Here is a 23,413-nt window from a genome sequence, read left to right on the forward strand (position 1 = left end):
TCGCTCAGGATGACAATCTTGATGGAGTTGCAGCATCTTTTAGTAGAATTTGTGAAAGCTGGAGAGAAACACGTTGATAAACGTCATTGAAAACATCGCGGTGGCGAAACCGAACATCGAGAGGACCATCATCTTGCGTCCCTGCCAGCCTTTGAGCCGCTTGGCGGTGAGTCCGATCGCGTAGATCAGCCAGATCCCCATCGTGCCGAACAGTTTCGGGTCGGCGTAGGAGACGCCTCCGGAGATCCGGGGGAGCCAGATGAGACCGACGACAATCGCAATGGTCAACAGGATGAACCCGAATACCGTCGCGGTGACGCTCATCCGTTCGAGTGTTTCGAGGTTCGGGAGCCGCTGGTAGATCACCCCGAACCGGCTCGATTTGATGTCATGGTAGAGCATCAGGTAGAGGAAGCCGTACACGGCTGAAATCGTTATGGCGGCATATCCGAGGAGCGCGCTCGAGACGTGGACGCCGAGCAGATTGCTCTGGAGAATGGGCGGAACGGAGGTCACTTCCCTGATGAATATCGAAGAGGCGAGTTGAAAGAAAAACGGCAGGATCAGGATGAAATACCCGGTCGATTTGATTTTCAACCGAAGTTCGATGTAGGAATAGACGAATGCGACGGTAAAGGCGATGAGAGAGAGAATCTCGAAGACCGACGTGATGGGGGGATGGTTGAATTCGGCCGTCCGGAGGGTGATGTAGAGCGCGTGAACGGCGAGGGTCGTAAAGAGGAGCGGTGTGCGCAACCGTTCCGCCGGCTTGATGTTGCTGAAGAATGCCCTCGCGTAAGCCCAGATTGTCCCGAAGTAGAGGAGGGGCAGCAGAATTTCACAGAGGCCGATCAGATTCCGCATCACCGAAGGTTGCTGTTGAGCCAAAGATACCGAAAATCCGCCTCAGTATCAAGGAATCCCCATCTTGCAACTCCATTCGGGCTTTGCTATATTGGGGTGCAATTTTTCGCCTTCTTGGACACTTCAACAAACACGGGGCTATGGAAACAATCCTCCGCTACATCGAGTCCAATAAATCGCGCTATCTCGAAGAGTTGAAAGAACTCATCTCCATTCCGAGCATCAGCACAAACCCCGAAAACAAGCCCGACGTCCTGCGCTGCTCCGAGTGGATTTCCGCGCATCTCCGCAAGATCGGGATGCAAAATATTCAGATATTCCCGACCAAAGGGCATCCGATCGTCTACGCCGACTCGCTTTTCGCGCCCGGGAAGCCCACCGTCCTCCTCTATGGCCATTACGACGTCCAACCGGTAGATCCCCTGGAGTTGTGGACTTCGCCCCCCTTCGAATTGACCGAGAGAGGCGGGAACCTGTACGCGCGGGGAAGCGCGGACGATAAAGGGCAGGTCTTTATCCATCTGAAAAGTATCGAAGCCTACCTGGAAAACGAGGGGAGCCTCCCGATCAACCTGAAGATGATCATCGAAGGGGAGGAGGAAATCGGAAGCGAGAACCTGGATGCGTTTGTGCGCGCGAACAAGGCCCTCCTGAAGGCCGACCTCGCGGTAATCTCCGATACTTCCATGTTCGCCCGGGGGGTGCCGTCGGTCTGTTACGCGCTGCGCGGCCTGAGTTACATGCAGCTCGAATTAACGGGCCCGAACAGAGACCTTCACTCCGGTTCCTTCGGAGGATCGGTCCACAATCCCATCCAGGCGCTCGCGGAAATGATCGCGCGCCTCCACGACAAGGACGGGAGGGTGGTCATCCCCGGCTTCTACCGTGACGTCCGGTCCCTCGGCAAAAAAGAACGCGCGGCAATCAAGAAACTTCCCTGGTCGGATTCCCGGTATGCCCGCGATCTTGGTGTCGGCCGTCTCTACGGCGAGAAGGGATACTCGACCCTCGAGCGGCTCTGGGTGCGCCCGACGCTCGAATGCAACGGGATCTGGGGAGGGTTTACGGGAGAGGGTGCGAAAACGGTTCTTCCCGCGAAGGCGCATGCGAAAATATCGATGCGCCTGGTTCCCGACCAGAAGTCGGGCGTCATCGCGAAGCTCTTCGAAAAGTATATACGAAAGATCTCGCCCAAAACGCTGCAGGTCAAGGTGACCTATCTTCACGGCGGCGAGCCGGCGCTCACTCCGATCGACAGCCCGGGCGTGCGGGCCGCGGCGGTTGCCCTCGAGAAGGGGTTCGGGAAGAAGCCGATCTACCAGCGCGAGGGGGGCTCGATCCCGATCGTCGTGCAGTTCAAGGAGATCCTCGGCCTCGATACGGTCCTTCTCGGGTTCGGCCTTCCGGATGAGAACGCGCACGCCCCCGACGAATTCATGAGCCGGGAAAATTTCTTCGGCGGGATCCGCACCGCCGCCTACTTCTACAACGAGCTCCCCAACTTCATGAAGAACGGCCGGAAACGGTGACGTGAGAATCTACACGAAGACCGGTGACAGGGGGGAGACCTCTCTTTTCGGGGGGCGCCGTGTCTCCAAAGACGCGCTGCGGATCGAGGCCTTCGGGACGGTGGACGAGCTGAACAGCGTTCTCGGTCTCTGCCGCGCCCTCAAGCCCCGGAGGGAAATCGGGACGATCCTTGAACAGGTCCAGCGCGACCTGTTCGCACTCGGCGCGGAACTCGCAACCCCTGAAAAAGCACGCGGCGCCCGACGCGCGCAGGTCGGTGCCGCGGACGTCGCCCGCCTGGAACGCCACATCGATTCTGTCGAACCAAAGCTGGCGCCGTTAAAAAAGTTCATCCTCCCCGGCGGGAGCGGTGCGGCAGGGATGATTCATTTCGCCCGGACGGTCTGCCGGCGCGCCGAGCGGAGGACGGTCCAACTCTCGCAGAAGGAACGGCTGGGGGATTTTCCGGTCGTCTACCTCAACCGGTTATCGGATTTATTGTTTGTGCTGGCACGGTGGGAAAACGCGCGAGCCCGGATTCCGGAAACGAAGTGGAGCGCGTGAACTCATCTCCTCTCAAACACAAGAAGCGCCGAAGCCGCCTTCACCCTGTAGTCTGACCCCTTCACGTTCCAGTCATACCTCGTCGAGTCGGCCGATACGATCTCGGCGACTCCCACCGTTGAGTAGTGATCCGTAAGGTAAGACCGAAGCCAATCGAGTATATGGGTCTCGGATCCGGGCCGCTGCGCCCATGAGGCATACGTCGTGACGAAAACGATGAACTTCACCTCCTGAGATTCGATTTCACGGATCATATCCGTCTGCATCCAGAGCGCATCCGGGTGCGGCACCATCAGGTTGTAGGTGTCGATGTACGAGGTTGCCGATTGCCTTCCCGAGTAAAAACAGATCTCGGGTTCAGAGCCGAGCACGGCGATCTTGTCGGTGGGGGCGCTCCGTGAGGCGATGAATTCAGCCACCTGTACGGCCTCCGGAAACGGGTTGGCCCCATAGGTATCCCGGAGGATCTTTTTCATATCGTCCCGGAAAAAGTATCCCCGCTGGCTGAACAGACCGGTCGCGATTGCGACAGCAACGAGTCCGGAGGCGGCGATCAGAGACAGTCTGCCGCCGGGGCCGCCCGGGGTTCTCAACCGGACGAGATTGGCAAAGCTCCCCGCGAGAAGGGCAACGGCGGGAAGGACCATGACGAAATAATGGGGCCGGAACAAAAAGCCCGGACAGACGGCGAGGAAGGAAAAAAGTGCGAAAAGTACGGGGAAGGATTTTTTTACGTTCAGCCCCGTCTGGAATGGCAGTGTGAGCATCCCCAGGAGGCCCAATATCCAGAGGAGGAAAAAGCCGTCCACCACGCGTGAAAAATTGCCCCAGAAAAGACCCAGGCCTTCGGACATCGACGCCTGTGATCCGAATGTCGAGGCGTAAACGACCGCCCAGTACCAGAACTTTTCAAACGCCCCTATCGCATACAACCAGAGGATCGCCGCCGAAAGCGGCAGGAGCGATCCGAGCACAAGCCCGGTAAGCTTGAGGACGGTTTCCTTGCCCGGCCGGCGGGCCCCGGAGCCGAGGGAGTGAAGAACGGCGTATGTCACCGAGAAGAGAATGAAAAAGATCGCCGCCTGTTTCATGACGAGGGCGACGCCGCTCGCCACACCGGACCACACGTAGTATCTGACTCTCCCCCCGTCTTCCAACGCCCGGAGCAAAAGGAATACCCCGCCGAGAGCGGGGAGGACGACGAATTGAGTCGCATGGGTGGCGAAACCGTTCGTCGATACGCTCAGCGAAAGAATCGCGAACCCTGCTGCCGAGATGATGCCGGTAAATCCCCCGGCTATTTTTTTCCCGAGAAGAAAGAGCAGAACGGTGCTGATCGAGTTGACCAGAAGCAGCCCGAGGTGGATCCCCACGGTGGTCTGTCCGAACAGGGACATGATCAGGGCGTACATGAGGTAGACGCCCGGGAATTTGATATCATACGCCTGCGTGTAGAGCGGGATTCCCTTGAGAATCTGTTGCCCCATGTAGGCGAATTCACCCTCATCGCGCTCCAGGGGAATTCCCAGGAGCCGGAACCGCAGCAATCCGACCAGAAGGAGGATCAGGGCAAGAAGAAACCACTCCGCCGCCTTCCGGCCGCGGCTGTCCTCCCCGGCGAAACCGGGCTGATTTTTGCCGGATGTTGGTCCTTCCGGGCCCCTTCTATGGAAAAAGAATTTCATGCAGGTATCGATCCGATATGCTCTGAACGCACCGCTGGTCCAATTCGCCGATCAATGTAAGACATTTTTCAGTGGCACGAAAGGTATTTAAATCGGGGGTGCCGGTTGGATTTCAACCCCCGATTCAAAAGAACGCAGGCTAAAGCCTGCGCCTACCACGCCCGAGGCGTCCCAATATGCATTCCGCCGCTCCGCGGCGGAACGAGAACCGGGGTATCGGTAGCCGCAAGCTTTAGCTTGCGGGTTCTTGATCGAGGAGTCGTGCCATGGCGGGAAAAAGACCGCAGCCCAAAGGCTGCGGCTACCCTCCCCGAATGATCGGGGCAGCCTGAGGCTGCGGTTACCAAGCCCGAGGCGTCGGTAGGCGCGACCTTCAGGTCGCGTGCCGTTCAACGCAGGCTAATGCCTGCGACTACGAACATTCACTGGGGGTGTCGGATAAGGCGGGCGATTCTTCGGTCAGGGCATAAAAAAAGCACGGGGCGAGTGTGGCATTCCAACTTGGGAGGCGAAGTCAGAAACCGTGGATCCCGCCCACGTGCAGTTCTAAGATACAACAGCAGGTTTGAAAAGTCAAGTAAATAAGTTTTGTGAACTAAATTTAATTTCCTTTTACCCGTTCGGGCATGATCCGCGAGATGTTTCTCCTATCCGGCATCCTTTCTACCCCCTGTTTTCCGTTGACTTTCTGGCATATTCTTCCTATATTCCAGCGAAATTTTTAGCATTTCGACCCCCACTCCAGTTGACAACTGACTGCAAGAGATGATCACTGACTTCGGCAGGGTTTTCATTTTTTTTATCATCGGGGCGGTATTCGTCGCCGGGGGCCTGGTCACTGCATGGCTGGTGCGTCCGAGTCGTTCCTACCCGGGGAAACTTACCTCCTACGAATGCGGCGAAGAACCGGTGGGAGGCTCCTGGGTCCAGTTCAACATCCGGTTTTACGTCCTCGCCTTGATCTTCCTGATTTTCGACGTCGAGATCGTCTTTCTCGTGCCCTGGGCGGTGGTCTATCAGAAACTCGGGGGCTATTCGTTCGTCGAGATGATGATTTTTCTGGTCATTCTGGGCGTCGGGTACGCCCACGTTTGGGTAAAGGGGGACCTGGACTGGGACCGGCCCCAACCCAACATACCGGTCATGAGGCGCGGGACGCCTCTCCAAACGGAGCCGGTCTCTGAAAAAGCGATCGCATAACACGAAGGCATCCTTTGGGACTTCTTGACAAACAGTTCGGGACCAGCAACGTCGTCGTCACGAGCCTCGATAATCTTCTTAACTGGGCGCGCCTTTCCTCGCTCTGGCAGATGCAATTCGGGCTCGCCTGCTGCGCGATCGAGATGATGGCCGCAGCCGCCTCCCATTACGACTTCGACCGCTTCGGGGTCATCCCCCGGGCGACCCCCCGGCAATCAGACGTCATGATCGTCGCGGGAACGGTGACGCTGAAAATGGCTTCGCGGATCAAACGGCTCTACGATCAGATGTCCGAGCCGCGCTACGTTATTTCGATGGGGAGCTGCTCGAATTGCGGCGGCCCCTACTGGGAACACGGCTACCATGTTCTCAAAGGAGTCGATCGTGTGATCCCGGTCGACGTCTACGTGCCGGGTTGCCCTCCCCGCCCGGAAGCCCTGATGGAAGGGCTGATCAAGTTGCAGGAGAAAATCCGCGGCGAGAGCCTTGTGAAGAAGAGCGCATAACTCCTTGCTCATGACCCCCCAGGAAATTTCGGAGAAATTGAAATCGAAGTTCGGCGATCGGATCCTCGAAGCGAAGATCGAGGGCGTGGTCGATCCGTTCGTCAAGCTTGCCCCCTCTGCGGTCGCCGACGCGGCGCTCTTCCTGCGCGATGACAGCGATCTCGCGTTCGACACCCTCATGTGCCTGAGCGGCGTCGATTACACGAAGGAGACGCTCGGTGTGGTCTACCATCTCGCCTCCATGGCAAAGCGCCACAAGATTACCGTGAAGGTGGAAGTCCCGGCGGCCAGCCCGTCGGTTCCCACCGTATCGGCGGTCTGGCCGGCCGCCATCTGGCACGAGCGCGAGGCATTCGACATGCTCGGCATCGTCTTCGACGGTCATCCCGACCTCCGCCGCATTCTCCTTCCCGACGATTATCCGGGCCACCCCCTCCGGAAGGATTTCAAGGTCCCCGAATTCTATCAGGGGATGAGGGTTCCCTACTAGACCATGCCTGAGACGCTCACAGCTCCGTTGAGGACATCGACCGGACGGGCCATCCGGACGGAGGAGATGATCCTCAACATGGGCCCCCAGCACCCCTCCACCCACGGCGTCCTCCGGCTCGAACTCGTCGTCGACGGCGAGATTGTGGTCGAGGTGATCCCCCATATCGGGTATCTCCACCGCTGTTTCGAGAAGCACGCCGAGCACATGACGAATTACCAGCAGGTGATCCCGTACTGCGACCGGCTCGACTATCTCGCCTCGATGAACATGGACCTGGGATACGCGCTCGCGGTGGAAAAACTCCTCGGTCTGCAGATTCCCGAGCGCGTCGAGTACATCAGGGTGATCATGGCCGAACTGCAGCGGATCGCGTCGCATCTTCTCGCGCTCGGCACGTACGGATTGGATGTCGGGGCGTTTACTCCCTTCCTCTTCTGCTTCCGGGACCGGGAGAGGGTCCTCGACCTGTTTGAGATGACCTGCGGCGCACGGCTCCTCTATAATTACATCTGGGTCGGAGGGCTCTCGCACGACCTTCCGCCCGGATTTGTCGACAAGGCGAAGGCGTTCTGCAGCTATTTCCGGCCCAACATCAAGGAATTGAACGACCTCCTCACCTATAACGAGATTTTCATCAAGCGGACCGCCAATATCGGAATCCTCCCGGCGGACGCCGCCATCGCGTACGCCTGTTCCGGCCCGATGCTGCGGGGGTCGGGCGTCGACTGGGATTTGCGGCGTGACGATCCCTATTCGATTTACTCCCGGTTCGACTGGAAACCCGAAATCGGGAAGGGAGAAGTGGGGACGGTCGGCGATTGCTGGGACCGCTACATCGTCCGGGTAAGGGAGATGGAGCAGAGTCTTAAGATTATCGAGCAGGCGCTTGAGCAAATCCCGGAGGGAGACGTCCAGTCCGCGGTCCCGCGGCGCATCCGTCCCAACGCGGGGGACGTGTACGTCCGTTCCGAGTCGCCCCGCGGAGAGATCGGGTTCTATATTGTGAGCGACGGCTCCGCCACCCCCTATCGTGTGAAGGCGAGAGCTCCGGCGTTCGTCAATCTCGCCGTCTGCCCCGAAATCTGCAAGGGATATATGATCGCCGACGTGGTGGCAATCGTCGGCAGCATCGATATCGTCCTCGGGGAGGTGGACCGCTAGGGCCATGGATCAATTCCTGCGGGCAATCCTCAACGACGAAGCTCCCCGTTGGCTTCACGACCTCTTCAATGTGGAGATCCTCGTCTATGTCGTGATGGCCCTTCTCCCGCTCTTCGTCTGGGTTCTCCCGTACGCCCTGTTTGCCGTCTGGCTTGAGAGGAAGGTCTCCGCGCACATGCAGGACCGCCTCGGCCCGATGCGCACGGGCGGCTGGCACGGGTGGGCACAAACCATTGCGGACATCCTGAAGCTGATCCAGAAGGAAGACATCGTCCCGACCGCGGCCGACTGGAAGCTTCATTTGCTTGCCCCCTTCCTTGTGTTCATCGGATCCTACGCGGCGTACGCTGCGATCCCCTTCAGCAGCATGTATATCGGAAGCGACATCAGCATCGGCCTCTTCTATATCATCGCGGTGTCGTCGATCGTCGTCGTGGGGATTCTCATGGCGGGCTGGTCGTCGAACAACAAGTGGTCGCTCTTCGGGGCCATGCGCGCCGCCGCGCAGATCGTGAGTTATGAGATCCCCTCCACCCTCGCGCTGATCGTCGTGGTAATGATCGCCGGCACCCTGAACCTTCAGGAGATCAACCGGATGCAGGCGGGGTGGTTCTGGAACTGGTTCGTTTTCAGAAAATTTCCGTTCGTGTTTATCGCATTCCTGATCAATTTTATCGCGTCGCTCGCGGAAACCAACCGCACCCCGTTTGACATCCCGGAGGCGGAGTCCGAGCTGGTGGCAGGGTACCACACCGAATACAGCGGGATGAAGTTCGCCCTCTTTTTCCTCGCGGAATATGCGAATATGTTCGCCGTCTCCGCCATCAGCGCCACGGTTTTCCTGGGAGGGTGGAACAGCCCCTTCGGAGAGTTCCTCGGCGGCCCGTTCTGGGGAGTCTTCTGGTTCTTGTCGAAAGGGATGTTCTTTGTCTTCGTGCAGATGTGGCTCCGGTGGACGCTTCCGCGCCTGCGCGTCGACCAGTTGATGTACGTTTCGTGGAAAGTGCTGACTCCCTGGGCGTTCGCCTGTATCGTGGGGGTCGGAACCTGGATGATGCTGGGATGAACGAATCCTCGGGAAGAAGGTAATGGGCAGGTACTTCAGAGATATTTTCCAGTCGGTTTGGACGATCCTTGTCGGCATGAAGGTGACGTTCAGCCATCTCTTCACCCCCGCGGTCACCATCCAGTATCCCGACGTCAGGCTGAAGCTTCCGGAGCGCGCGCGGAACCGATTGTACGTCAACATGGACGACTGCATCGGTTGTTTTCAGTGCGACATGGCCTGCCCGGTCGATTGCTTCAAGATTGAAACGGTGAAGGCGCTTCCGACCGAAGACCTGGGCATGACCTCGACGGGGCAGAAAAAACGTCTCTGGGTCCCCACGTTCGACATCGATATCGCGAAGTGCTGCTACTGCGGGCTGTGCGTCTATCCCTGCCCGACCGAGTGCATCAAGATGACGGACGTCTACGAGTTTTCCGAGACGAACCGGCAGGACCTGATCTACAATTACGCGACCGTCACGCAAGCCGAAGCGGTTGACATCCGCGATCGTGCCGCGGCGTTCGAGAAAGAGCAGGCCGCGAAGAAGGCGGCCGCGGCCGCCGCGGCGGCCAAAGCGAAGGCGGCAGCGCCGCCGCCCGCGCCCGCAGGGGAACCGCCGAAGCCCCCGTCCGGATCAGCCACCCCTCCTCCAGCCGCTCCCGGAAGCTGAGCATGGAACTCTACGACGCGGTCTTTTATTTCTTCGGCCTTATCACGCTCGTTTCCGCCTGGATCGTGGTCTCCTCCCGGAATATCGTTTACTCCGCGTTCGCGCTCCTCTTCACGTTTTTCGGAGTGACCGGACTCTATGTCCTTTTGAGCGCCGATTTCCTGGCGATAGCGCAGCTCCTCATTTATGTCGGCGGGATACTCGTCCTGTTGCTCTTCGGCGTCATGCTCACGAACAAAGTCGTCAACGTCGATATCAAAACGGGGACGATGGGAACGATTCCGGCGCTGATACTTGCCGGAAGCACGGGCGGAGCCCTCTTTGCGGTCTTTTACGCGACGGACTGGCGGATCGTCCGGGGCGCTCCTCAGGCTCCGACGACGACCGATGCCCTCGGTCAGATGTTCATGACGACCTACCTGCTCCCGTTTGAGGTCGCCTCCATCGCGTTGCTCGTAGCTCTGATCGGCGCGGCGCTCATCGCCCGCAGAGAAAGGGTGGTGCGGAATTGACTATCCATGCCGGCCTCTACCATTACCTCCTGATCAGCGCGATCCTCTTCGCCCTGGGTCTCGTCGGGGTCGTCACCAGGCGCAACGCGATCATGGTGCTGATGGGAATCGAGCTGATCTTGAACTCCGCCAACATTAATTTTATAGCCTTCTCCCGTTTCGGCGGACTGAATCTCGACGGGCAGGCGATCGCGGTGTTCGTGATCGTCCTTGCGGCGGCCGAGGCGGCGATCGCGCTGGCGATCGTGCTCAATATCTACCACCGGTGGCATACGGTGAATGTCGATGAAATCGACAGGTTGAAGGAATAGGCGTTGGCCCCCATGGATCCGGTTCTACAGCTCGCACTTGCGATACTCCTTCTCCCGCTCGCGGGATTTGTGATTCTCGTCTTTTTCGGAAAGCGTCTTCCCCGCGGGGGCGATTGGCTCGGGACCGCCCTGCTGTTCACCTGTCTGGCCCTTTCGACCGCGGTCTTTTTCACGGTCCTCAAGACTGAGACGCCTGCGGCGCTGAACTTCCGCTGGGTCGATTTCGGTAACGTGCCTGCGATCGGCGAACTCCATATCGATCTCGGGATGGCCGTCGATCACCTCTCGGCGATCATGCTGGTGGTGGTCTGCCTCGTGAGTTCCCTCGTGCATTTGTTCTCGATCGGGTATATGCACGGCGACGTCCGTTACTCGCGGTATTTCTCCTACCTCGGACTCTTCACCTTTTCCATGCTGGTCATCGTCCTGACCAACAACTTCTTCACGATGTACGTGGGATGGGAGCTGGTCGGGCTGAGCTCGTACCTCCTCATCGGCCACTGGTATGAGAAGAAATCCGCCGCGGATGCCTCGAAGAAGGCGTTCATCGTCAACCGGGTGGGCGACATCGGGATGTTCACGGGCATCCTGATCCTCTACCGCACGTTCCATACGTTCGGATTCACGGAAATTTTCTCCGGCATTCAATCCGGCCATCTTCCCTTCGGGAGCGAAGGGTGGCTGACCGCCGCCGGGATCCTCGTCTTTTGCGGCGCGATCGGAAAGTCGGCCCAGTTCCCGCTCCATGTCTGGTTGCCCGATGCGATGGAGGGCCCGACGCCGGTGAGCGCGCTGATCCACGCCGCCACGATGGTCGCCGCGGGCGTCTATCTTGTCGCGCGGACATTCCCGATGATGACTTCCGGGGCGCTCATGTTCATCGCCTACACCGGGGCGATCACGGCCTTCATTTCCGCCACGATCGCGATCGCTCAGAACGACATCAAGAAGGTGCTCGCCTATTCGACCATTTCCCAGCTCGGGTACATGGTCATGGGGCTCGGCGTCGGCGCGTACACGGCGGGGTTCTTCCACCTGGCCACCCACGCGATGTTCAAGGCAGGGCTCTTCCTCGGCTCCGGATCGGTGATCCATGCGATGCACAACGCCCTGCATCATGCCGGAGACCATCACACCGATCCGCAGGACATCCGGAATATGGGCGGGCTGAAAAAGAAAATGCCGGTCACCTTCTTCACCTTTTTGATCTATACGCTGGCGATCTGCGGCGTGCCGCTCACGTCCGGATTCTTGAGCAAGGATGAGATCCTTGCCGGGACTCTCGCGTTCGGCGGGCTCACCGGACACTACCTGATCCCAATCATCGGTTTTCTGGTGGCCGGGATGACCGCGTTCTACATGTTCAGGATCGTGATCATCGCGTTTTTGGGCGACCATGCGGAGCCGGGGCGCTTCGGCTCGGTGCACGAATCTCCGGCGACGATGACGATCCCTCTCATCGTCTTCGCGGTGTTGAGCTTCTTCATCTTTTATTCGTTCAATCCCATCGGCGCGTCGGAGGGCTGGTTCTTCCACGCGGTCGAGCGGCCGCAGTCGGTCGTGCCTGCGTCGCAGCAGGCGGCCTCAATCGAGACCTTCGAGGAGGCGCTTCACCAGAGCCACATTCCCGCCATGGCGCTCTCCCTGACCGTCGCGGGGCTCGGAATTCTCCTCGCCTTCGCGACCTACTCCTGGAAGAAGATCAGCGCCGACGCGTGGGCTGCCCGGATGAAAGGCCTCTACACGTTCCTTCTGAACAAGTGGTATTTCGACGAGTTGTACGGGGCCGTGGTCGTGGGGGGAACGCTCCTCGCCACCCGGGTGCTTCGCTGGATCGACGAGAAGATCATCGACGGGCTCGTGAACGGGACGGCGACCTGGACCAGGTCGGTCGTCTTCGGGTCCGGCGAGCAGAAGGGCGAAGGGAAGGGAAGCGGGATCGCTTATACGGCGGCCGGGGGAATCCTTTCGGTCGTCATAGCCGTGCTGGTGGGAGATTCGATGTGGACCGCCCAGGCGGGGTTGGGCTCGAATATCCTGGCGGTCGTCACGGCCTGCATCTGCGGCGGATTGACCTTTTTCTTCTTCTGGGGCGGGGCCGGGTCGTTCGACCGGTACGTGGTGGACGGGCTCGTCAACGGCGCGGCACAGGTCTCGGGGTTGTTCGGGAGGGCGTTCAGAAAACTCCAGACCGGGAGGGTGCAGACGTATCTCGCGTTCGTCATCCTCGGCGTGATGGTGTTCTTCTTCTGGTTTCGGTAGGCGTGAATCGACAGACGATTTCTTCAACTTGAACTGAAACGAACATGAATTTTCTCGGAATCGGCATACTGAGCTGGATGACGTTCCTTCCGGTCGTCGGTATGGTCATCGTTCTCGCCCTCTCGAAGGAGAAGGCGAACGCCATACGGTGGACGTCCGCTCTCGTCACCGCCGTCCAGCTCGTGCTCGCGGTGGTCATCTACCTTAAGTTCAACCGCGGGATGGCGGGGATCAACACGCAGGAGGGGTTTCAGTTCGTCGAGAAGGCCAGCTGGATCGACGTGAAATCGGTCTCCTGGTTCGGCCGGATCCATATCGATTATCTGATGGGGATCGACGGGTTAAGCGTTCTGATGGTGATCCTCACCGCTCTCATTTCCTTCGTGGCGGTCTTTGCTTCCTGGGGGATTGAAAAATCGATCAAGGGATACTTCGCGCTCCTTCTCCTTCTCAATACGGGCATGATGGGCGTGTTCGTGTCGCTCGATTTCTTCCTCTTCTACGTGTTCTGGGAGCTGATGCTCCTGCCGATGTACTTCCTGATCGGCGTCTGGGGCGGGCCGAGGCGCGAGTATGCCGCGATCAAGTTCTTCCTCTACACGCTGCTCGGAAGCGTCTTGATGCTTCTTGCCCTTCTGGCTCTCTATTTCAGCGTGACGGTGGCCGATCCGGCGACGGGGGAGAAGATTCATACGTTTAACATGCTCGCGATGATGAACCCCGCCAATTACGACCCGGGGTCGATCCTCGGCGGGTTCAATACGGCCTGGCGGTATGCGGCGTTTATTGCCCTATTCATAGGTTTCGCAATCAAAGTTCCGATCTTTCCGTTCCATACCTGGCTTCCCGACGCGCACGTCGAGGCGCCGACCGCGATCAGCGTCATACTAGCCGGGGTGCTCCTGAAAATGGGTACGTACGGGCTTCTGCGCGTCAGCTTTCCGATGTTTCCGGATGCGACGGCGCACTACCAGATACCTCTTGCGGTCCTCGGGTTGATCAACATCGTGTACGGGGCTCTCGTGGCGATGGCCCAGACCGACATGAAAAAACTGATCGCCTACTCCAGCATCAGCCACATGGGGGTGGTGGTTCTCGGCATGGCCGCCCTCAACACGCAGGGAATCACGGGAGCCGTCATGCAGATGTTCAATCACGGCACGATCACCGCGATGCTCTTCCTTATCGTCGGAGTCATCTACGACCGCGCGCACACGCGCGGGCTGAACGACTTCGGAGGGCTGATGAATCAGATGCCGAAGTTTTCCGCCGTGATGACGCTCGCGTTCTTCGCAGCGCTGGGGCTTCCGGGCCTCAGCGGCTTTATCAGCGAAGCGTTTTCGTTCCTGGGAGCGTTCCAGTCGTTCCGGTGGATCACGATCGCCTCATCGGTCGGAATCGTCCTGACGGCCGCTTATATGCTCTGGACGCTCCAGCGGGTCTTCCTGGGGACCCTTCCCGAGAAGTGGAAATCGCTTCCCGATATCAACGGGCGAGAGCTTTTTACGCTCGTTCCCCTTGCCGCGATCGTCCTGTTCCTGGGGATCTACCCCGCTCCCATGATCGATCTGATGTCGACCGCGGTCAACACCCTCGTCGATGTCGTCAGGGGCGGCGGCGGAATGGCGTTGCTCGGACATTAGAATTGTCATCCTGAGCGCAGCGAAGGATCTTCGCCTTCGTGGAGGGGGATCCTTCGGTCGCTTCGCTCCCTCAGGATGACACATCAAAAGGCTGAATCGAAATGCTTGAACAAATACTGACCGGCGCAAAGGCGCTCCAGCCCGAAACCGCTCTGAGCGTCGCGTTCTGCGCGGTCCTGGTCGCGGACCTCCTTTTCCGGAAAAACAAATCCGTTCTCCCGTGGCTCGCGTTGCTCGGTCTCGTGGCGGCGGGTCTTTACCTTGCCTCCCAGGCGGCTACCGGCACGAGTTCGATCCTGTTCAACATGTTTGCCGTCGATTCGTTCTCGATGTACTTCAAGGTCGTCATCCTAGTGAGCAGCATGGTTGTGGTGTTGTTCTCGATGCAATCGCAGCATCTCAATGCGGGAACGAGGCCCCTGGGCGAATACTACGCGCTCCTGATGGCGCTGACGCTCGGAATGTTCCTGATGACCGGCGCGAGCAACCTCCTGATGATGTACCTCTCGCTGGAATTGACGAGCATCAGCTCGTATATTCTGGCCGGCTACATGAAGGAGTCGCCCGGTTCGAACGAGGCGTCGCTCAAGTACGTGATCTACGGCGCCGCGTCGTCGGGATTGATGCTCTACGGGTTTTCCATCCTCTACGGCCTGACCGGAGCGGTCGATATCTACGGAATCAACACTGCGCTTTCCGCCGGCACGGCCAATCCGGCCGCGCTCCTGATCGCCGGGGTCCTGATCATCGCGGGGTTCGGATACAAGATCTCCGCAGTCCCGTTTCACTTCTGGACGCCGGACGTGTACGAAGGGGCGCCGATCACCATCACGGCATTACTCTCGGTCGCATCCAAAGCGGCGGGGTTTGCGATGATGATCCGCTTCCTGAAGGTTACCTTCCTCAACTCCGCGCTGCCCGGGCTTGTTCCCGGAACCTGGGGGTTGCTGCAGGGGTTCGAGTGGAACCGGATCCTGGCGATCATCTCGGTGCTGACCATGACGCTCGGGAACCTCGTCGCGATCTGGCAGAACAACCTCAAGCGGCTCCTTGCGTACTCGAGCATCGCGCACGCCGGGTATATGCTGCTCGGAGTCGTGGTCCTGAGCAACGAAGGGCTGGCCGCAGTCCTGATCTACTTCGTGGTCTATCTCTTCATGAACCTCGGAGCGTTTTACGTGGTCATGCTCGTCGCCGACAAGACCGGGAGTGAGGATATCGAGGCCTACAGGGGGCTCGGGTACAGGACGCCGCTGGTGGGAGTGGTGTTCACGCTGTTCCTCCTCTCGCTCACCGGAATTCCGCCCACGGCGGGATTTGTCGGCAAGCTCTACCTGTTTTCCGCCCTGATCAACGCCAAGATGTTCTGGCTTGCGGTCGTGGCCGCGCTCAACAGCGTCGTTTCCCTCTACTATTACGTGCGGGTTCTCAGGAATATGTTCCTTCGCGATCCGGTCGGTTCGGTCACACCGATCAGGTTTTCCGCGGGACAGGTTGCACTCCTCGTGGTCCTCTCGATCCCCACATTGCTCCTCGGAGTCTATTTTGGACCGCTGGTCGAGTACGCTCAGGCATCGGTGTCGATGTTCGGGGGTCACTGACCCGGGAGAGGTTCATCTGTCCGGTTCGTAGCGTTCGGTCGGGAGAGAGGTCTGATGCCGAAAAAATCAATTCAATCCAACACCAATCCTCCGGTGCCTGCCGCCCCTCCGGCGGGGCAGAAGACGCACCTCCTCATCGTTGAAGACGAGCAGCACCTGGCGGATTCAGTCGCCCGCCGGCTGGAAGAGGAGGGCTATGCCGTCGATATCGCAAACGACGGCGAGGCGGGGTTCCGGATGGCCAGCTCAGGACGGTATGATCTGATTATTCTGGATTTATTGCTCCCGCGTAAAGACGGCCTGGAGGTGCTTCGGGAACTCAAGCGGAGCGATGTCCGGAGCATGATTCTCATCCTGACCGCAAAAAGCACCGTGGAAGATCGTGTGCAAGGGCTGCAGCTTGGGGCGGACGATTACCTCCCGAAGCCGTTCGCGTTTGCGGAGCTGAGCGCGCGGATCGAGTCGCTCCTCCGGCGGCACGGACTTGGACCCGGTCCGGTTCTGGAGGTGGCCGACCTGAAACTGGATCTGGAGACACGGACGGTGAGCCGGGGGAGCAAGACCATTCAACTTACGCAGAAGGAATTCTCGCTCCTCGAGATCCTGCTGCGGAACAAAAACCGGATCCTGACCCGGCGGACGATCGCCGAGCAGGTCTGGGGGTACACCTTCGACACGGGAACGAACGTCGTCGACGTCTACGTCAACTACCTCCGGAAGGCGATCGACGAGGGTTTTCCCAAGCGGCTTATCCATACGGTACGCGGCGTCGGGTTCATCCTGAAGGAAGAGTGAGTCACGCGCGCCGTTCCCTCCTGAGCCGCTCGTAAATCAACCTGGCCCCTTCCAGAACAAGCGCGGGTTCGACCTGCACGATCGAGCCGCTTTGTTCCGCAATGATCCGGGCATACCCTCCCGTGGCGATCACCGTCGCTTTCTTGCCGATCACGCCCTTGATCCGGCGGACAATTCCTTCCGTCGCCTCGAGAGCGCCGTACATGATTCCCGCCTGCATCCCGGCGACGGTGTTCGTCCCGATCACCCGCTCCGGGAAAAGGAGATCGACCCTGGGGAGAACTGCGGTCCGCCCGGAGAGGCCGGCCGCCGCCGTCTCGACCCCGGGCGCGATGACTCCGCCGAGGTATTCCCCCTTCGCCGAGATCACGTCGAACGTCGTCGCAGTCCCGAAGTCGATCACGATGGCCGGTCCCCCGTATTTGGAAAAGGCCGCAACGGCATTGCAGAGCCGGTCGGCGCCGAGCCGCGAAGGGTCGTCGTAGTGCACCGTCATGCCGGCATCCATATCGCCGGTGATGATGAGCGGCGTCGTGCCGAGAAAGTTTTTTGCCATCCTCCCGAACCCCTTAGTCAGGCGCGGATTCACCGATGAGATGACGACTCCCTCAATGTCGTCCGGGGCGGCCCCGGTTTCCGCCGCGAACGTTCGCACATACACGCGGAGATCCCGGGCGCTGAGCGAGAGCTTGCTCGGCATCCGCCATTCGTCGACCAGTTGATCTCCGCTGAACAGGCCGAGGACTGTGTCGGTGTTCCCGACATCGATTGCAAGAAGCATCGCGGGCCGTCTCTAGGGATGAATGCTGATGTCGCCGGCGGAGATTTTTCGCTCGATCCCGCCGGCCAGGAGAAGCAATCCGCCGTCCGCGGCGAGCCCGGTCGCAAGTCCGCTCACGGTTTGGTTCTCCGTCCTGACCGTCAGGTTCCGCCCGATCGTTCCGGAGTGATTGATCCACTCCCTCGGAATCGTTCCCGACTCATGATCGAGAAGGTCCGGATAACGCCGCTCGAGCCGCTCGAGGAGGGAAGCCAGAACAATATGCAGTTCGAAGGGACGCCCCGCGATGAGCTGGAGGGAGGTTGCGGCTGATTTCAATTCGGGGGGGAAAAGGGTCTGGTTCACGTTCAGTCCGATTCCAACGATCGCCGATGCGACCCTCCCGCGATCGATGCTCGATTCGGAGAGGATCCCGCAAACTTTCAATCCTGCCATGAGAACGTCATTGGGCCACTTGCACTCAAGGGTCAAACCTGTGAGGGACCCGATCGCCTCAGCCACGCTCAGGGAAGCATAGAGCGATATCAGGCCGCTCAATTCCGCAGGCAGACCGGGCTTCAAAATGAGAGAGAAGGTGAGGTTCTTTCCCTTCTCCGCGCTCCAGACTCTCCCCTGCCGTCCGCGCCCTGCGGTTTGCTCGCCGGCGACAACGACCGATCCCTCCCCGGCCCCGGATTCGAGGAGAGACCGGGCGAAAGAGTTTGTTGAATCGACGGTATCAAGGGAAATGATCTGTTTTCCGAATCTGGCGGTCTTTGTCCCCTTCTCGGGTCCGGTCATCAGGATTTGAATTTCCGCATCGATTCTTTGAGTGAACGTTTCCGCCAGATCACCCCGATGGTAGCAAAAAGGGTGTCCAAAGTCAAGGATTCGCAACCCGTCTTTGGCAGGAAGAAGGTGCCAAATCCGTTCAAATTCGCTGTCAGATTGACAGTATGGCAGACCGGAAGAGGGCGTCCGGAACCCCCGACATTTGCAAGTCCTTCATATTCGCCCCAATTCCGCAGGGGCGCCTGGCCGGGATCTCTGGCACGAGTGTTGACTCTATGAATGTAGGCAAATTATGGTTTTCTTTCCCGGAGTACGAATCCCACCAGGGGAAGATCTACACTTTTCATAAGGAGAACAAGTAATGGCCGGTAAAATTATTGGCATCGATCTGGGAACCACCAACTCCGTCGTCGCAGTGATGGAAGGGAACGACCCCGCCGTGATCGCAAATTCGGAAGGTGCCAGGACCACACCCTCGGTCGTCGCCTTTACCAAAGGGGGCGAGCGATTGGTAGGCCAGGCTGCGAAGCGGCAGGCCGTCACAAATTCTCAGAATACGGTTTTTTCGATCAAACGGTTCATGGGCCGTCTCTACAACGAGGTATCCGAAGAGATGAAGCTTGTGCCGTACAACGTCGTCAAGGGGGACAATAACACGGCGCGTGTACAGATCGGGGACAGGGTCTATTCGCCCCCCGAAATCAGCGCGATGATCCTGCAGAAAATGAAGCAGACCGCGGAGGACTATCTCGGCGCGAAGATCACCGACGCCGTGATCACCGTCCCGGCGTATTTCAACGACGCGCAGCGGCAGGCGACCAAGGAGGCCGGTGAGATCGCGGGCCTCAACGTCCGCAGAATCATCAATGAGCCGACGGCCGCGGCGCTCGCGTACGGACTCGACAAGAAACACAAGGATTCGAAAGTGGCCGTCTTCGATCTGGGAGGCGGAACGTTCGATATTTCAATACTCGAGCTGGGGGAGGGCGTCTTCGAGGTGAAATCGACAAATGGCGACACCCACCTTGGCGGAGACAATTTCGACCAGCGGGTGCTGGACTATATCGCGGATGAGTTCAAGAAGCAGGAAGGGATGGATCTGAGAAAGGATCCGATGGCGCTTCAGCGTCTCAGGGAAGCGGCCGAGAAGGCGAAGATGGAGCTCTCGCAGCTCCTCCAGACGGAAGTGAATCTCCCGTTCATCACCGCCACCGCCGACGGTCCGAAGCATCTCAACCTGACGATCACACGGGCAAAGTTCGAGCAGCTGGTCGAAGACCTCGTGCAACGCTGCGTGCCGCCCCTTGAGAAGGCGCTCAAGGACGCAAACCTCAACCCGAACCAGATCGACGAGGTCATACTCGTCGGCGGGATGACCAGGATGCCGAGAGTCCAGCAGCTCGTCAAGGATACGTTCGGCAAGGAAGGGCACAAGGGGGTCAACCCGGACGAGGTCGTTGCGATCGGCGCGGCGATCCAGGGTGGAGTTCTGTCGGGCGATGTCACCGATGTGCTCCTCCTCGACGTCACTCCGCTGACTCTGGGAATCGAAACGCTCGGCGGCGTTACGACATCGATGATCCCGGCGAATACAACGATTCCTACGAAAAAAATGGAGGTCTTCTCCACGGCTTCAGACAACCAGCCCTCCGTGGAGATACATGTGCTGCAGGGTGAGCGCCCCATGGCAATCGACAACCGGACGCTCGGGAGATTCCATCTCGACGGAATCCCGCCGGCTCCGAGGGGAGTGCCCCAGATCGAAGTCACTCTCGATATCGATGCGAACGGCATGCTGCACGTCAACGCGAAGGACAAGGCGACCGGGAAGGAACAGAGTATCCGGATTACGTCATCGAGCGGCCTGAGCAAGGAAGAGGTCGCAAAGATGAAATCGGACGCGCAGGCCCATACCGCCGAGGATCAAAAGCGGCGCGAAGAGGTCGATACGAAAAACCAGGCCGACACGCTCGTGTTCCAGACTCGAAAGCAGATGAAAGAGTTCGGCGAGAAGATTCCGGCCGAGATGAAGGGGAAGGTCGAAGCCGCCGCAGACGCCCTCGACGCCGCAGTGAAGAGCGGGAACATCGTCGACATCCGCGCGAAAATCGAGACCCTCAATGCGGCATGGAACGAGGCATCGAGCGCAATGTACCAGCAGACGACTGCCGGCGCCGGGCAACAGGCCGGTCCGCAGCCCCCTCCGGGCACGGGCACCGGAGCCCCCGAGGGTGAAGCAAAGGGAAAGAACGGCAAAGCCGTCGAGGACGCATCATTCGAAGTGGTGGATGACAAGGACAAATGAACTTCAATAAATTCACGATAAAATCGCAGGAGGCGATCCAGGCCGCCCAGGAGATCGCCGCGAGCTACTCGAACCAGTCGATCGAGCCGGAACACCTTCTCGCGGCGCTCGTCCAGGACAGCCAGGGGCTCGTCGTCCCGATCCTCAGGAAGATCGGGTCAAACCTCGACTATATCAGAATCAAGACCAACGAAATCGTCGAGAAACTGCCGAAGGTGACGGGCAGCGCCGCCGGAAACCAGCATCTTGGCCAGGCGTTACAGCAGGTCTTCGACGCGGCCCGGAGCGAGGCGCAGGCACTGAAGGATGAGTACGTCAGCACAGAGCACCTCCTCCTCGCGCTGATCTCCGGCCGGGGCCCTGCGGCCAAATTGCTCGCCGACCAGGGTGTGACGAAGGATCAGGTCTACAAGGCGCTGAAAGAGGTCCGGGGGAATCAAAGGGTGACCGATCAGACTCCGGAGGAGAAATACCAAACCCTGGAGCGCTTCGGGCGCGATCTGAATGACCTCGCCCGGAAGGGAAAGCTCGACCCCGTGATCGGACGCGATGAGGAAATCCGCCGGGTGCTGCAGGTTCTCTCGCGCCGGACGAAGAATAACCCGGTCCTCATCGGCGAACCGGGAGTCGGCAAGACCGCGATCGCCGAAGGAATCGCCCGGAGGATCGTTCAGGGCGACATCCCGGAGAACCTCAAAACAAAGAGAATCATCGCTCTCGACATGGGCTCGCTCGTCGCTGGGACAAGCTTCCGGGGACAGTTCGAAGAACGGTTGAAGGCTCTGCTGAAGGAAGTGTCGGAATCGGAGGGTGAGATCATTCTGTTCATCGACGAGCTTCATACGCTCGTCGGCGCCGGATCGGCGCAGGGTGCGGTCGATGCCGCAAATATGCTGAAGCCGGCCCTGGCAAAGGGGGAGCTGAGGGCGATCGGCGCCACGACGATCGACGAATACAGGAAGTATATCGAGAAGGATCCGGCGCTCGAACGGAGGTTCCAGCCGGTCCTGATCGATGAACCGGGAATCGAGGATACCATCTCGATCCTCCGCGGCCTGAAAGAGCGGTACGAGGTGCATCACGGAGTGCGGATAACCGACGGCGCCATCGTGGCCGCCGCCCAACTCAGCTACCGGTATATCAGCGACCGGTTCCTCCCGGACAAGGCGATCGACCTTGTCGACGAGGCGGCCTCCAAGCTCCGGATCGAAATTGATTCGATGCCGGAGGAACTCGACGAGATCGAGCGAAGGATCAAACAACTCGAGATCGAGCGGGAAGCGATCAGGCGGGAGAAGGACGAAGCGACGAAGTCGCGTCTGGCCGGGATTACACGCGAACTTGCGGAATTGCAGCAGCAGCGCTCGGAGTTGCGCGCCCACTGGCAGAACGAAAAGGAACTGATCCAGTCGATCCGGAAGATGAAGGAAGAGATCGACCGGTCGAAGACGGAGGCGGATAAATACGAGCGGGAGGGAAATCTCGCGCGGGTCGCCGAACTGCGGTACGGAACGATCGCCTCCCTCGAGAAGGACCTGAAGGCGGCGAGCGCGAAGCTGGCTTCCGCCCAGCAGGACAAGAAAATGCTGAAGGAGGAAGTCGATGCGGAAGACATCGCGGAAATCGTGGCCCGGTGGACCGGAATTCCGGTGAGCCGGATGCTCGAAAGCGAGAGGACGAAACTTCTTCACCTCGAAGAGCGGTTGCACGAGCGGCTGGTCGATCAGGAAGAGGCGGTCCGCTCGGTGAGCGATTCCATCCGCCGAAGCCGTGCGGGCCTGCAGGATGAGCAGCGTCCGATCGGATCGTTCATGTTCCTGGGGAGCACCGGGGTCGGGAAGACGGAGCTTGCGAGGGCGCTGGCCGAGTTTTTGTTTAACGACGAAAACGCCCTTGTCCGGATCGATATGAGCGAGTATATGGAGAAGTTTTCGGTCTCCCGTCTGATCGGGGCTCCTCCCGGCTACGTGGGGTATGACGAAGGGGGGCAATTGACGGAGGCGGTCCGGCGCAAGCCCTACTCGGTGGTCCTCCTCGACGAGATCGAGAAGGCGCACCCCGAAGTGTTCAACCTCCTCCTTCAGGTGCTCGACGAAGGGCGCCTCACCGACAACAAGGGCCGGACGGTGAATTTCAAGAACACGATCATCATCATGACCTCGAACCTCGGATCGCACCTGATCCAGCAGAAACTTGCGGGGCATGCGGAAGGGAACGGCCAGCTCGAAGCGTTGTACGACGGGCTCCGTGCGGAGTTGTATGAGATGCTCCGCCAGTCGATCAGGCCGGAGTTTTTGAACCGGATCGACGACATTATCCTGTTTAAATTATTGAGCAGGGAGGATCTGCGGAAAGTGGTCGATCTTCAGCTCAAGCGCGTCCAGGCGATGCTGATGAAAAAGAATATCACGCTCGAGCTGACCTCCGACGCGAAAGACTGGCTGGGCGAACTCGGATACGACCCCTCCCTCGGGGCAAGGCCGCTGAAAAGGGTCATCCAGAAACACATTGTGAACGAGATTTCAAAAAAGGTGCTCTCGGGCGAGATCAACGAGGGCGACGTTGTCAAGGCCGGCCTCAACAAGCAGGGCCTGATCGAGTTTACGAGAAAGAAACATCCCGCCGCTGTGGCGGCAGCCCTGTAATCCCCAGAACGTCTCTAGAGGATTCGGTAGCCGCAGCCTTTAGGCTGCGGTCCGCGACCTTTAGGTCGCGGCTACCCTATCCAAAGC

The 23,413-nt window shown here is 59.3% G+C and carries 20 protein-coding genes; 16 read left to right on the forward strand and 4 right to left on the reverse strand.

The genetic code is table 11. From position 1 onward, the window contains the following. Positions 1-39: 39 nt before the first annotated feature. Entirely contained in the window at positions 40-864 is an 825-nt protein-coding gene (gene ccsA, locus VI215_11400; protein ID HEY6192916.1) for a cytochrome c biogenesis protein CcsA, read from the reverse strand. 140 nt (positions 865-1,004) lie between these two features. Here ccsA and VI215_11405 point away from each other — a divergent pair, with 140 nt between their 5' ends. Together VI215_11405 and VI215_11410 are read left to right on the forward strand one after the other, a co-directional pair. Beyond that, positions 1,005-2,393 (forward strand): dipeptidase, encoded by a 1,389-nt coding sequence (locus VI215_11405; protein ID HEY6192917.1) that lies wholly within the window; start codon positions 1,005-1,007, stop codon positions 2,391-2,393. A 1-nt stretch (position 2,394) separates the two neighbouring features. Further along, positions 2,395-2,937 carry a cob(I)yrinic acid a,c-diamide adenosyltransferase gene (locus VI215_11410; GenBank protein ID HEY6192918.1) on the forward strand — a complete coding sequence of 181 codons (543 nt, stop codon included), beginning with the start codon at positions 2,395-2,397 and terminating at the stop codon, positions 2,935-2,937. Between the two features lie 2 nt (positions 2,938-2,939). On the opposite strand, the gene VI215_11415 is transcribed toward VI215_11410, so the two are convergent. Next, the gene (locus VI215_11415; GenBank protein ID HEY6192919.1) at positions 2,940-4,622 is read right to left on the reverse strand and encodes a glycosyltransferase family 39 protein; all 1,683 of its coding nucleotides are present in this window, start codon (positions 4,620-4,622) and stop codon (positions 2,940-2,942) included. 756 nt (positions 4,623-5,378) lie between these two features. Between VI215_11415 and VI215_11420 the strand changes: the two genes are divergently transcribed. From VI215_11420 to VI215_11475, 12 genes are all read left to right on the forward strand, one after another. Beyond that, complete coding sequence (locus VI215_11420) at positions 5,379-5,822, forward strand: NADH-quinone oxidoreductase subunit A (protein HEY6192920.1); 444 nt, start codon at positions 5,379-5,381, stop codon at positions 5,820-5,822. Positions 5,823-5,836: 14 nt separating this feature from the next. Next, positions 5,837-6,328, forward strand: a complete 492-nt coding sequence (gene nuoB, locus VI215_11425) for an NADH-quinone oxidoreductase subunit NuoB (protein HEY6192921.1) — start codon at positions 5,837-5,839, stop codon at positions 6,326-6,328. A 37-nt stretch (positions 6,329-6,365) separates the two neighbouring features. Next, the gene (locus tag VI215_11430) at positions 6,366-6,818 is read left to right on the forward strand and encodes an NADH-quinone oxidoreductase subunit C (GenBank protein ID HEY6192922.1); all 453 of its coding nucleotides are present in this window, start codon (positions 6,366-6,368) and stop codon (positions 6,816-6,818) included. A gap of 3 nt (positions 6,819-6,821) precedes the next feature. Next, positions 6,822-7,982 (forward strand): NADH-quinone oxidoreductase subunit D, encoded by a 1,161-nt coding sequence (locus VI215_11435; protein ID HEY6192923.1) that lies wholly within the window; start codon positions 6,822-6,824, stop codon positions 7,980-7,982. 4 nt (positions 7,983-7,986) lie between these two features. Next, entirely contained in the window at positions 7,987-9,048 is a 1,062-nt protein-coding gene (nuoH, locus tag VI215_11440) for an NADH-quinone oxidoreductase subunit NuoH (GenBank protein HEY6192924.1), read from the forward strand. A 22-nt stretch (positions 9,049-9,070) separates the two neighbouring features. Then, positions 9,071-9,700: an NADH-quinone oxidoreductase subunit I gene (locus tag VI215_11445; GenBank protein ID HEY6192925.1), complete on the forward strand. Its 630-nt coding sequence runs from the start codon at positions 9,071-9,073 to the stop codon at positions 9,698-9,700. Positions 9,701-9,702: 2 nt separating this feature from the next. Next, positions 9,703-10,212: an NADH-quinone oxidoreductase subunit J gene (locus tag VI215_11450; protein HEY6192926.1), complete on the forward strand. Its 510-nt coding sequence runs from the start codon at positions 9,703-9,705 to the stop codon at positions 10,210-10,212. Beyond that, positions 10,209-10,523, forward strand: a complete 315-nt coding sequence (gene nuoK / locus VI215_11455; protein HEY6192927.1) for an NADH-quinone oxidoreductase subunit NuoK — start codon at positions 10,209-10,211, stop codon at positions 10,521-10,523. Before VI215_11450 ends, nuoK begins: the two co-directional genes overlap by 4 nt. A 12-nt stretch (positions 10,524-10,535) precedes the next feature. Then, positions 10,536-12,785, forward strand: coding sequence for an NADH-quinone oxidoreductase subunit L (gene nuoL, locus VI215_11460; protein ID HEY6192928.1), 2,250 nt, complete (start codon positions 10,536-10,538; stop codon positions 12,783-12,785). Between the two features lie 44 nt (positions 12,786-12,829). Beyond that, positions 12,830-14,428, forward strand: a complete 1,599-nt coding sequence (locus tag VI215_11465) for an NADH-quinone oxidoreductase subunit M (protein HEY6192929.1) — start codon at positions 12,830-12,832, stop codon at positions 14,426-14,428. 101 nt (positions 14,429-14,529) lie between these two features. Beyond that, on the forward strand, positions 14,530-16,029 hold the full coding sequence (locus tag VI215_11470) for an NADH-quinone oxidoreductase subunit N (protein ID HEY6192930.1): 1,500 nt from the start codon (positions 14,530-14,532) through the stop codon (positions 16,027-16,029). A 54-nt stretch (positions 16,030-16,083) separates the two neighbouring features. Then, complete coding sequence (locus VI215_11475) at positions 16,084-16,824, forward strand: response regulator (GenBank protein HEY6192931.1); 741 nt, start codon at positions 16,084-16,086, stop codon at positions 16,822-16,824. A gap of 1 nt (position 16,825) precedes the next feature. Here the strand turns inward: VI215_11475 and VI215_11480 are convergent, their stop codons facing one another. Both VI215_11480 and VI215_11485 read right to left on the reverse strand, forming a co-directional pair. Next, positions 16,826-17,605: a type III pantothenate kinase gene (locus VI215_11480; protein ID HEY6192932.1), complete on the reverse strand. Its 780-nt coding sequence runs from the start codon at positions 17,603-17,605 to the stop codon at positions 16,826-16,828. 12 nt (positions 17,606-17,617) lie between these two features. Continuing rightward, positions 17,618-18,385: a biotin--[acetyl-CoA-carboxylase] ligase gene (locus VI215_11485; protein HEY6192933.1), complete on the reverse strand. Its 768-nt coding sequence runs from the start codon at positions 18,383-18,385 to the stop codon at positions 17,618-17,620. A 352-nt stretch (positions 18,386-18,737) separates the two neighbouring features. On the opposite strand from VI215_11485, the gene dnaK reads away from it, so the two are divergent. Beyond that, on the forward strand, positions 18,738-20,681 hold the full coding sequence (dnaK, locus tag VI215_11490) for a molecular chaperone DnaK (protein ID HEY6192934.1): 1,944 nt from the start codon (positions 18,738-18,740) through the stop codon (positions 20,679-20,681). Next, positions 20,678-23,326, forward strand: a complete 2,649-nt coding sequence (clpB, locus tag VI215_11495; GenBank protein ID HEY6192935.1) for an ATP-dependent chaperone ClpB — start codon at positions 20,678-20,680, stop codon at positions 23,324-23,326. Before dnaK ends, clpB begins: the two co-directional genes overlap by 4 nt. Positions 23,327-23,413: the final 87 nt, after the last annotated feature.

The organism is Bacteroidota bacterium, assembly GCA_036522515.1.
Lineage (GTDB): Bacteria > Bacteroidota > Ignavibacteria > UBA10030 > SZUA-254 > VBOC01.

Bases quoted from the DNA above. Each gene is read 5' to 3' on its own strand.
- VI215_11470 (HEY6192930.1), top strand. From the start codon at position 14,530: ATGCTTGAACAAATACTGACCGGCGCAAAGGCGCTCCAGCCCGAAACC.
- VI215_11405 (HEY6192917.1), top strand. From the start codon at position 1,005: ATGGAAACAATCCTCCGCTACATCGAGTCCAATAAATCGCGCTATCTC.
- VI215_11465 (HEY6192929.1), top strand. From the start codon at position 12,830: ATGAATTTTCTCGGAATCGGCATACTGAGCTGGATGACGTTCCTTCCG.
- VI215_11450 (HEY6192926.1), top strand. From the start codon at position 9,703: ATGGAACTCTACGACGCGGTCTTTTATTTCTTCGGCCTTATCACGCTC.
- VI215_11480 (HEY6192932.1), bottom strand. From the start codon at position 17,605: ATGCTTCTTGCAATCGATGTCGGGAACACCGACACAGTCCTCGGCCTG.
- dnaK (HEY6192934.1), top strand. From the start codon at position 18,738: ATGGCCGGTAAAATTATTGGCATCGATCTGGGAACCACCAACTCCGTC.
- ccsA (HEY6192916.1), bottom strand. From the start codon at position 864: ATGCGGAATCTGATCGGCCTCTGTGAAATTCTGCTGCCCCTCCTCTAC.
- VI215_11445 (HEY6192925.1), top strand. From the start codon at position 9,071: ATGGGCAGGTACTTCAGAGATATTTTCCAGTCGGTTTGGACGATCCTT.
- nuoL (HEY6192928.1), top strand. From the start codon at position 10,536: ATGGATCCGGTTCTACAGCTCGCACTTGCGATACTCCTTCTCCCGCTC.
- VI215_11485 (HEY6192933.1), bottom strand. From the start codon at position 18,385: ATGACCGGACCCGAGAAGGGGACAAAGACCGCCAGATTCGGAAAACAG.
- VI215_11415 (HEY6192919.1), bottom strand. From the start codon at position 4,622: ATGAAATTCTTTTTCCATAGAAGGGGCCCGGAAGGACCAACATCCGGC.
- VI215_11475 (HEY6192931.1), top strand. From the start codon at position 16,084: ATGCCGAAAAAATCAATTCAATCCAACACCAATCCTCCGGTGCCTGCC.
- VI215_11435 (HEY6192923.1), top strand. From the start codon at position 6,822: ATGCCTGAGACGCTCACAGCTCCGTTGAGGACATCGACCGGACGGGCC.
- clpB (HEY6192935.1), top strand. From the start codon at position 20,678: ATGAACTTCAATAAATTCACGATAAAATCGCAGGAGGCGATCCAGGCC.
- nuoH (HEY6192924.1), top strand. From the start codon at position 7,987: ATGGATCAATTCCTGCGGGCAATCCTCAACGACGAAGCTCCCCGTTGG.